The following is a 7,661-nucleotide window of genomic DNA, read 5'->3' as shown; positions in this document are numbered from 1 at the left end:
CCGATGCGCTGCGGGCCGATGCGCCGCGGGCGCGGCGGGCGGCACGACCTGCCCGCGCGGCAGCGGTACGGCCGACGCCGACTCGGGTGCGGAGGGCGGTTCGAGGTCGGGCCGCGGCGCGGGGTTCATGATCCCGACCGGCTCAGGCCCGCCGTCACGCCCCGGGCGGCGTCGTCGAGCGCGTTCTCGAGATCGGTGACGATCGTGGCGGGCAGCGCGCCGCCCTTCGCCACGTGGGTGCGCAGATCGGTGCGGATGCGCGCGCGGAACGCGTTCACGATCGCATCCGCACGATGCAGCTCCTCCCGGCTGGTGAGCCGGGCGTCGTCGGTCGGGGTGCGCGGGCGGCCCTTCGCCGCGGCGCGATCGTCCTTCGCCGCGGTGGCGAGGTCGGCCCGCAGGCTCTTCATGGCCTCCTGCACGCTCTGGCGCACCTCGTTCGCGATCAGGCGCACCGAGTCGGTGATGCCCGCCTCGATGCCTGCCAGGTCGCTCTCCCGGGAGGCGAGTTCTGCACGGCCGGCCTCCGTGATCGCGTAGATGGTGGTGCGACCGTCGACGGTCTTGGTCACCAGTCCCTCCTCCTCCAGCTTCGCGAGGCGGGGGTAGATGGTGCCGGCGCTGGGCGTGTACGTGCCGCCCGTGCGATCGGTGAGCGACTGGATGATGCCGTAGCCGTGCTGGGGCGATTCGGCGAGCAGCGACAGCAGATACAGCCGCAGGTCGCCGTGGGAGAAGACCGCGGGACTCATGCTTCCTCCCATTCGGGGTCGTCGGCGATCGATGCCGGGGTGCGGCGCAGCACCGTCACGCCGCCGGAGACGGAGTTGGCGCGCAGGTCGACGAAGCGCCCGGCGAGCTCCCCGGTCGTGCCGGTGTAGTTGCTGGGGCCCGACGAGCTGCGTTCGACGCCGTCGATGAGCAGGCGTCCGCTCAGCGAACGGATCACGTAGTTCGCGGCGAGGGATTCGTCCAGGCGCACCGTCGTGCCGCCGGAGACGGAGTTGACGGTGATGGTGTTCACGTCGCCGGAGGCGTCGACGAGCGTCGAGCCGGAGACGATGTCGACCGTCGCCTTGCGGACGGCCCCGGTGACCGCCACATCGCCCGAGACGCTGTTCGCGCTCAGCGAGCCGGTGAGGCCGCGCACCTGCACGTCGCCCGACACCGAGTTGACGCTGAGGTCTCCGATCAGCGTGTCGACGATGATGTCGCCCGACACGGTGTTCAGGCGGGCGTCGTTGCGGATGCCGGAGACGAGCGCGCCGGCGCTGACCACGCCGAGGGTCAGGGCGATCGAGCGCGGCACGGCCACGCTGACCTCGGCACGGGGTCCGCCGGAGCCGAAGTTGCGGAACACCTCCAGGAAGTTGTCCCACCCGAGCTGAGGGTGGTCGATCTCGACCTCGCCGTCACGCGACTCCACGCGGAGGTCCTTGGTGGTGACGCCGTGCACCTCGATGCGGATGCCGGGTTCGTCGTGGGCGATGACGTCCACCTGGCCGCCGACCAGGCCGATCTTGAGCCGGGCCGCCGAGGCGATGTCGATGACGCGTTCCTCGCCGGGGGCGATGAGCCACTTCTCGGTCATGTGCTTCTCCTGTGTCGAGGGATTCACGATATATCGTGTTGCCATCAGTAAACACGATATATCTCGACAGGTCAAGGGCCATCGAAGATCGGTATTGACCTTGACGCAACGTCAACTTCTAGGCTGAAGGAACCACAGGCGGAGGAAGCCACAGACAGAGGAGGAGCGATGCCGAAGACCGAATGGTCCATCCAGGAGATCGCACGGCTCGCCGGCACGACGAGCAGAACGTTGCGGCACTACGGCGAGATCGGTCTGCTGCCGCCGTCGCGCATCGCCGCCAACGGGTACCGGCACTACGACAGTGCGGCGCTCGTACGCCTCCAGCGCATCCTGCTGCTGCGCGAACTCGGGCTCGGGCTGCCGCAGATCGCCGACGTGCTGAACGCCGGCGCCGGCCGCGCGGGCGGGGAGGCGGCGGCACTCGAGACCCACCTCGCGCTGCTGCGCGAGGAGCAGAGCCGGCTGGCGCGGCAGATCGCGTCGGTCGAATCCACCATCACCGCATTGAGAGGAGGTGAGAAACCCATGGCAGAGAACATGTTCGACGGCTTCGACCACACGCAGTACAAGGAGGAGGTCGAGGAGCGCTGGGGTCGCCAGGCCTATGCCGACAGCGACCGCTGGTGGCGCGGCATGAGCGACGCCGAGCGCGTCGAGTGGCAGCAGCGCGTGTCCGACCTCGGGCGCGACTGGATCGCCGCCGCGGAGAGCGGAGTCGACCCCGCCTCGGCCGAGGCGCAGGAGCTCGCGCGGCGCCACGTCGCCTGGCTCACGGGCATCCCCGGCACACCCGCGGCCGTGCCGGGCGGCGACGTGAAGGCGTACGTGATCGGACTCGGCGATATGTACGTCGCCGACCCGCGCTTCGGCGCCAACTACGCCACCTCCGACGGCGGCACGCGTGGTGCCGAGTTCGTGCGCGACGCGCTCCGCATCTACGCGGAGGCGGAGCTGTAGTCCGGCGTGTCGTCCCGGAGCCGTGTCCCCGCCGCGGGTCATTCACGGGTGCGGGCGGAGGGCTTGGGGTCCCTGCGCCTCCTGCCGCCGTACCGAATCGCGTGCGCGGCGCGCAAGGGGGAGCTCCGCAGCGGTGCCCGGGCGTAGGGTCGTGCCATGGCCCCCCGAACCCGGCGCACGAACGCCGCGCCGCTGTTCGTCGCTGCGGCCTCCGCCTATGCGGCGAACTGCGCGCTCGGCACCGCCGTCGCCGCCCGGGTCATCGACACGCGGAACTTCCGGTGGGTGCACCACGGGCTCTACATCGCGACCTGCGCCACCACGGCCCTGGCCCTCGGCGCCGGTCTGTGGGCCACCCCGCGCCGGGCGAGCCGTCGTGCGGCCCTCGCGCTGCTGCCGGCCATCGCTCCTCTTGCGGCGATCCCGTACCTCGGGACGCACACGCGCCGCCACCCCCTCGTGGCGCTCGCCGCCGCCCCCTTCGTCGTCGCGGGCCTCGTCTGCTCGCGCCTCCCCTCCGACCGGAAGTGAACGCATGGAGCTCCTCGACGCCATCCGCCGCCGCAAGACCACGAACGGGCCGTTCCTGCCCGATCCGGTCTCCGAGGAGCATCAGCGGATCCTCCTGGAAGCGGCAGGCCGGGCGCCGTCGCAGCTGAACAGCCAGCCATGGCGGTTCGTCGTGATCGAGAGCCGCGACACCATCGAGGAGATCGCGCGCATCTCCGGCGAGAGCATGACGGAGGCGATGTCGAATGGCACGTTCTTCGAGCGCTACAAGCCGTACTTCCGCTTCAGCGAGGCGGAGATGGAGGAGAAGCGCAGCGGCATGCTGTTCGACAAGCTGCCGGCACCTCTGCGGCCCTTCACGTCACAGGTCTTCACCAAGCGCGGCCAGACCCTGATGAACACCTTCGGCGTGCCCAAGACGCTCGGCTCGGAGAACCGCAAGCTCGTAGCCGGCTCGCCGCTGCTGCTCGGCGTGATGCTCGACCGCAGCGAGTACCGGCCGGGTCAGCTGTCGTCGTTCTACTCGGTCTTCAGCATGGGCGCGGCGATGGAGAACGTGTGGCTCACCACGGTCGAGCTGGGCATGGGCATCCAGTTCATCTCGTTCCCGATGGAGGTGCCGGGGCGGTGGGACGAGATCGTGCGGCTGCTGCGGGTGCCGGATGACCTCGAGCTCATGGCCGTGTACCGCCTCGGCTACCTGCCGCCCGAGCAGCGGCGCCCCGCGATCGACTGGTCGAGCAGTCAGCGCAAGCTCGCCTCGCAGTACGTGTTCCGCGAGGACTGCGACACTCCGCAGCAAGGATGGGACGGGCCGCCGCCCGGAGCGGTCTGACTCAGGGGTTCGTGCTGCGCGGGAGCTGCTCCAGGTCGGCCAGCGCCGGGCCCTCGATGCGGGTGCCGTCCGCGGCGAAGCGGGAGGCGTGCAGCGGGCAGTCCCACGTGCACTCCGCGTCGTTCCAGTCGAGCACGCCGCCGAGGTGCGTGCACACCGCGCTCACGGCCCTGGTGACGCCGTCGACCGTGGACACGGCGACCGGGCGCCCGCCGCGGTTCGCCACCACGCCCTGGCCCTCCGCCGGCTGCGGCACCGGGACCGACGTGCTCTCCGCCGCGACCCAGCCCTTGGTCGCGGCTGCGGCGACCTTGGCTCCCTCGGTCGCGCCGCGCGCGAGGTCTGCGGGCACCGTGAGGCGCGTGCCCAGGCGCAGCATCCACGCGGGACGCTCGCGCCGCCGCGTGCCGATGATCTCCTCCGTGAGGCGCAGCGCCGCCGCCGGGGCGTTCGACAGCCCCCACTTGGCGTAGCCGGTGGCGATGCGGATGCGGCCGAGCCCGCGGGGGAGGGCGCCCACGAACGGGATGAGGTTGTGCGACTGGTAGTCCTGCGCGGACCAGCGGTGCGTCTCCTCGGCGTCCGGGAAGTGCAGCCGCGTCCACGCCACGAGGTCGTCGATCGCCGCGGTCTCGCCGTCGGAGCGCCCGACCGGGTGGCCGTTGCCGCCGACGACCAGCTGTGCGGTCGCCGCAGGGCCGTCCGCTTCCGACACGGGACGGATCGACCGCGTGGGGCTGTCCGCCGAGATGAAGGTCCCTTCAGGGACTCCGCCGGCGACGCGGAAGGACACGCAGTACGACCGCAGGCCGGCGACCTTCGAGAAGTAGAGTCCGCGGTCGAGGATCGGGGTGCCGGTGGCGAGGACGATGTGCTCCGCGAACATCGGTCCCTGCGCGGTCTCCACGCGCGGCTCCGGCAGGGCGTGGGCCCCGGTCACGCGCACGCCGGTGTGCAGCGTGCCGCCGCTCGTGAGGAACTCCGCGGTCAGCGCGTCGGCCACCGCCACCGGGTCGATCGTCACCTGTTCGTCGAGTGCGACGGCCCCGGCGGCCGGGAAAGGGGCCGCGAGTTCATGCGGGGTGAGCAGTCGCGTCGGGAGTCCGGCCTCCCTGGCCGCCGCGTGCTGGTCGCGCACCGACTCCATGCCGTCAGGGCCGTGCGCGTACGTGTGGTCGGTGCGCTGCGTGTACGACAGTCCCGCGCCGTCCGCGAAGCCCGTCAGCCACTCCATGCCGGCCCTGTTCGCGTCGACGTAGGCCCGCACGAGCGAGGCGGAGTGGTGCCGGCGGATGGTCGCCAGCTGCGCGCCCTGCAGGAGCGAGAGCTTGCCGGTGTTGCCGCCGCTCGCGAGCTGCGCGACCTCGCCCGCTTCGAGCACGGCGACGTCGAGGCCGGCACGCGTGAGCATGACCGCTGTCGACAGACCCGTGAGCCCGGCGCCGACCACGATCACATCATGCCGTGCCTCCGGCTCGAACGCGGTGCCGGCGGGGGCGGTCTGGTCGACCTTCCAGAGTGGCTTCATGCCGTCAGTCAACGACGCGGAGCGCGAGGGCCCCAGCGGCTTGACAATCGACGGAACCGCTGTCATGCGGCGACTACAGTGGCGAGCGTGAACCTCCGCCGCGTCCTGCTCGTCGCACTCGGCGGCACCGTCGGCACGGCGGCGCGACTCGGCCTCGGACTGCTGGTGCCGGAGGGCGGCGGCTTCCCCTTCGCGGTGCTGCTGGCCAATCTGACCGGCGCTCTGCTCATCGGCGTGCTGGCCGCCCGCCTGCCGGGGGCGAGCGACCTGCGGATCCTGTGGGGGACGGGGGTGCTGGGCGGATTCACGACGTACAGCGCCTTCATGACCGGATCCCTCGCGCTGTGGGACACGGCACCGCTGCTCGCGGTCGCCTATGCCGCGGGAAGCCTCGTGCTGGGCCTCGCCGCCGCGGCGCTCGGTCTGCGCCTCGGGCGCCCGCGCCGGGGGACAGCCTCGTGACCCCCTTGATCTTCGTCGCGGCGGCGCTCGCCGGGGGCGTGGGGGCGGTGCTGCGCTACCTGATCGACCTCGGGGTCGCGCGGCTCGCCGGCCGCCGGTTCCCGTGGGGCATCCTCGTGGTGAACGTCTCCGGCGCGTTCGGCCTCGGTCTGGTGACGGCCGCGCTGCCCGAGGGCGCATTCGTGCTGGGGGCGGGGCTGCTGGGCGGCTACACGACGTTCAGCACGGCGATGCTCGATGCGGTGGCGCTGTGGCGGGACGGCGAGCGGGGTGCGGCTCTGTTCGATGCGCTGGGCATGCTGCTGCTCGGGCTGCTGGCCGCGGGGGCCGGGCTCGCCGCAGGCGCAGCGCTCTGAACCGCTTGCGCCCCGTCGAGCGGGCACGCTACTCTCTCTGTTAATCGTTTAACGCTAAACGGTTAACACTGGTAGACCCCGCTCGTGCACCCGTCAAAGGAGACCTCGATGCCCCGCACCTCCCGTCGCGCCCTCGGCGCCCTCGCCGCCTCGGCGGCCGCCGTCCTCGCGCTGTCCGCCTGCTCCTCCTCCGCCTCCGGCGAGGGCTCGGACGGCGACATCACGCTCAGCTACGCCATCTGGGATGAGAACCAGAAGCCCGCGATGGAGGACATCGCCGCCGCGTACACGGAGGAGCACCCGAACGTCTCGATCGAGATCCAGGTCACGCCCTACAAGGAGTACTTCACCAAGCTCCAGACCGCGGTCACCGGGGGCTCTGCTGCCGACGTCTTCTGGATGAACGGCCCGAACTTCCAGCTCTACGCCGCGAACGGGCAGCTCGCGCCGCTGGACGGCGTCGACGCCTCCGACTACCCGCAGGGCCTCGTCGACCTGTACACCTACGACGGGAAGCTCTACGGCGCCCCGAAGGACTTCGACACGGTCGCCCTCTGGTACAACAAGGCGCTGTTCGACGCCGCGGGCGTGGAGTACCCGAGCGCGGGGTGGACCTGGGACGACTTCACCGCCGCCGCCGCCGCGCTCACCGACCCCGCGACCGGGCAGTACGGCGTCGCCGCCAGTCAGTACGGGCAGGAGAACTTCTACAACTCCATCGCGCAGGCCGGCGGCGAGGTCATCTCGGAGGACGGCACCGAGAGCGGCTACGGCTCGCCCGAGGCCCTGGAGGGCATCGAGCTCTGGACGGACCTGATCGCCGCGGGCTCCTCGCCCACCGCGCAGCAGATGACTGACACGAACCCGGAGGACTTCTTCCTCTCCGGCAAGGTCGCCATGTTCCAGAACGGCTCCTGGGCCGCCATCGCCTACGCCGACAACGCCGACATCGGCGGGACCGTCGACGTGGCCCCGCTCCCCGCCGGGCCCGAGGGCAACCAGAGCGTGATCCACGGCGTCGGCAACGTCGCCAACGCCAAGAGCCCGCACCTCGATGCCGCCAAGGACTTCGCCGCCTTCGCCAGCGGCGAGCAGGCCGCGAAGATCCAGGCCGAGACCGGCACCGTGATCCCCGCGTTCGACGGCACCCAGCAGGCGTGGGTCGAGGCGCTCCCGCAGTACGACCTGCAGGTCTACATCGACGCGCTCGACACCGCCGTCCCCTACCCGGTCTCGAAGAACACCTCCGCGTGGACCAGCATCGAGAGCGAGGTGCTGTCGCAGGTGTGGTCCGGCGCCGTCTCCCCGAAGGACGGTCTGCAGGACCTCGCAGAGCAGATGCAGGCCGCGCTGGACGCCGAGCAGGAGTGAGCGCATGACCGTCGTCGCCCCGCGCGCGGTCGCCCCGGCCGAGGGGGG

Annotated in this window: 9 protein-coding genes; 6 read left to right on the top strand and 3 right to left on the bottom strand. The window is 71.5% G+C overall.

Annotated features, from left to right (window positions below; translation table 11 throughout):
- Positions 1–125: 125 nt before the first annotated feature.
- Both M3C17_RS18425 and M3C17_RS18420 read right to left on the bottom strand, forming a co-directional pair.
- Positions 126–752, bottom strand: a complete 627-nt coding sequence (locus M3C17_RS18425; RefSeq protein WP_259979509.1) for a PadR family transcriptional regulator — start codon at positions 750–752, stop codon at positions 126–128.
- On the bottom strand, positions 749–1,591 hold the full coding sequence (locus M3C17_RS18420; RefSeq protein ID WP_259979508.1) for a DUF4097 domain-containing protein: 843 nt from the start codon (positions 1,589–1,591) through the stop codon (positions 749–751). Before M3C17_RS18420 ends, M3C17_RS18425 begins: the two co-directional genes overlap by 4 nt.
- A 168-nt stretch (positions 1,592–1,759) precedes the next feature.
- Between M3C17_RS18420 and M3C17_RS18415 the strand changes: the two genes are divergently transcribed.
- The 3 genes from M3C17_RS18415 to M3C17_RS18405 all read left to right on the top strand — a co-directional run bounded on the left by M3C17_RS18415 (position 1,760) and on the right by M3C17_RS18405 (position 3,896).
- A complete protein-coding gene (locus M3C17_RS18415; protein ID WP_259979507.1) occupies positions 1,760–2,551 on the top strand; it encodes a MerR family transcriptional regulator in 792 nt (263 codons plus the stop codon).
- A 156-nt stretch (positions 2,552–2,707) separates the two neighbouring features.
- Positions 2,708–3,082, top strand: a complete 375-nt coding sequence (locus M3C17_RS18410) for a hypothetical protein (RefSeq protein WP_259979506.1) — start codon at positions 2,708–2,710, stop codon at positions 3,080–3,082.
- A gap of 4 nt (positions 3,083–3,086) precedes the next feature.
- A complete protein-coding gene (locus M3C17_RS18405) occupies positions 3,087–3,896 on the top strand; it encodes a nitroreductase family protein (RefSeq protein WP_259979505.1) in 810 nt (269 codons plus the stop codon).
- 1 nt (position 3,897) lies between these two features.
- Here the strand turns inward: M3C17_RS18405 and M3C17_RS18400 are convergent, their stop codons facing one another.
- Entirely contained in the window at positions 3,898–5,424 is a 1,527-nt protein-coding gene (locus tag M3C17_RS18400; RefSeq protein WP_259979504.1) for an FAD-dependent oxidoreductase, read from the bottom strand.
- A gap of 87 nt (positions 5,425–5,511) precedes the next feature.
- Between M3C17_RS18400 and M3C17_RS18395 the strand changes: the two genes are divergently transcribed.
- The 3 genes from M3C17_RS18395 (at position 5,512) to M3C17_RS18385 (ending at position 7,613) form a co-directional block, all read left to right on the top strand.
- Complete coding sequence (locus tag M3C17_RS18395) at positions 5,512–5,886, top strand: CrcB family protein (protein ID WP_259979503.1); 375 nt, start codon at positions 5,512–5,514, stop codon at positions 5,884–5,886.
- Complete coding sequence (locus M3C17_RS18390) at positions 5,883–6,242, top strand: CrcB family protein (protein WP_259979502.1); 360 nt, start codon at positions 5,883–5,885, stop codon at positions 6,240–6,242. Before M3C17_RS18395 ends, M3C17_RS18390 begins: the two co-directional genes overlap by 4 nt.
- Positions 6,243–6,350: 108 nt before the next feature.
- Positions 6,351–7,613 carry a sugar ABC transporter substrate-binding protein gene (locus M3C17_RS18385; RefSeq protein WP_259979501.1) on the top strand — a complete coding sequence of 421 codons (1,263 nt, stop codon included), beginning with the start codon at positions 6,351–6,353 and terminating at the stop codon, positions 7,611–7,613.
- Positions 7,614–7,661 lie beyond the last annotated feature (48 nt).

This window comes from Microbacterium sp. p3-SID336 (assembly GCF_025143365.1).
GTDB lineage: Bacteria > Actinomycetota > Actinomycetes > Actinomycetales > Microbacteriaceae > Microbacterium.
This window is presented reverse-complemented; position numbering and strand designations above follow the sequence as displayed.

Bases quoted from the DNA above. Each gene is read 5' to 3' on its own strand.
- M3C17_RS18425 (WP_259979509.1), bottom strand. From the start codon at position 752: ATGAGTCCCGCGGTCTTCTCCCACGGCGACCTGCGGCTGTATCTGCTG.
- M3C17_RS18420 (WP_259979508.1), bottom strand. From the start codon at position 1,591: ATGACCGAGAAGTGGCTCATCGCCCCCGGCGAGGAACGCGTCATCGAC.
- M3C17_RS18415 (WP_259979507.1), top strand. From the start codon at position 1,760: ATGCCGAAGACCGAATGGTCCATCCAGGAGATCGCACGGCTCGCCGGC.
- M3C17_RS18410 (WP_259979506.1), top strand. From the start codon at position 2,708: ATGGCCCCCCGAACCCGGCGCACGAACGCCGCGCCGCTGTTCGTCGCT.
- M3C17_RS18405 (WP_259979505.1), top strand. From the start codon at position 3,087: ATGGAGCTCCTCGACGCCATCCGCCGCCGCAAGACCACGAACGGGCCG.
- M3C17_RS18400 (WP_259979504.1), bottom strand. From the start codon at position 5,424: ATGAAGCCACTCTGGAAGGTCGACCAGACCGCCCCCGCCGGCACCGCG.
- M3C17_RS18385 (WP_259979501.1), top strand. From the start codon at position 6,351: ATGCCCCGCACCTCCCGTCGCGCCCTCGGCGCCCTCGCCGCCTCGGCG.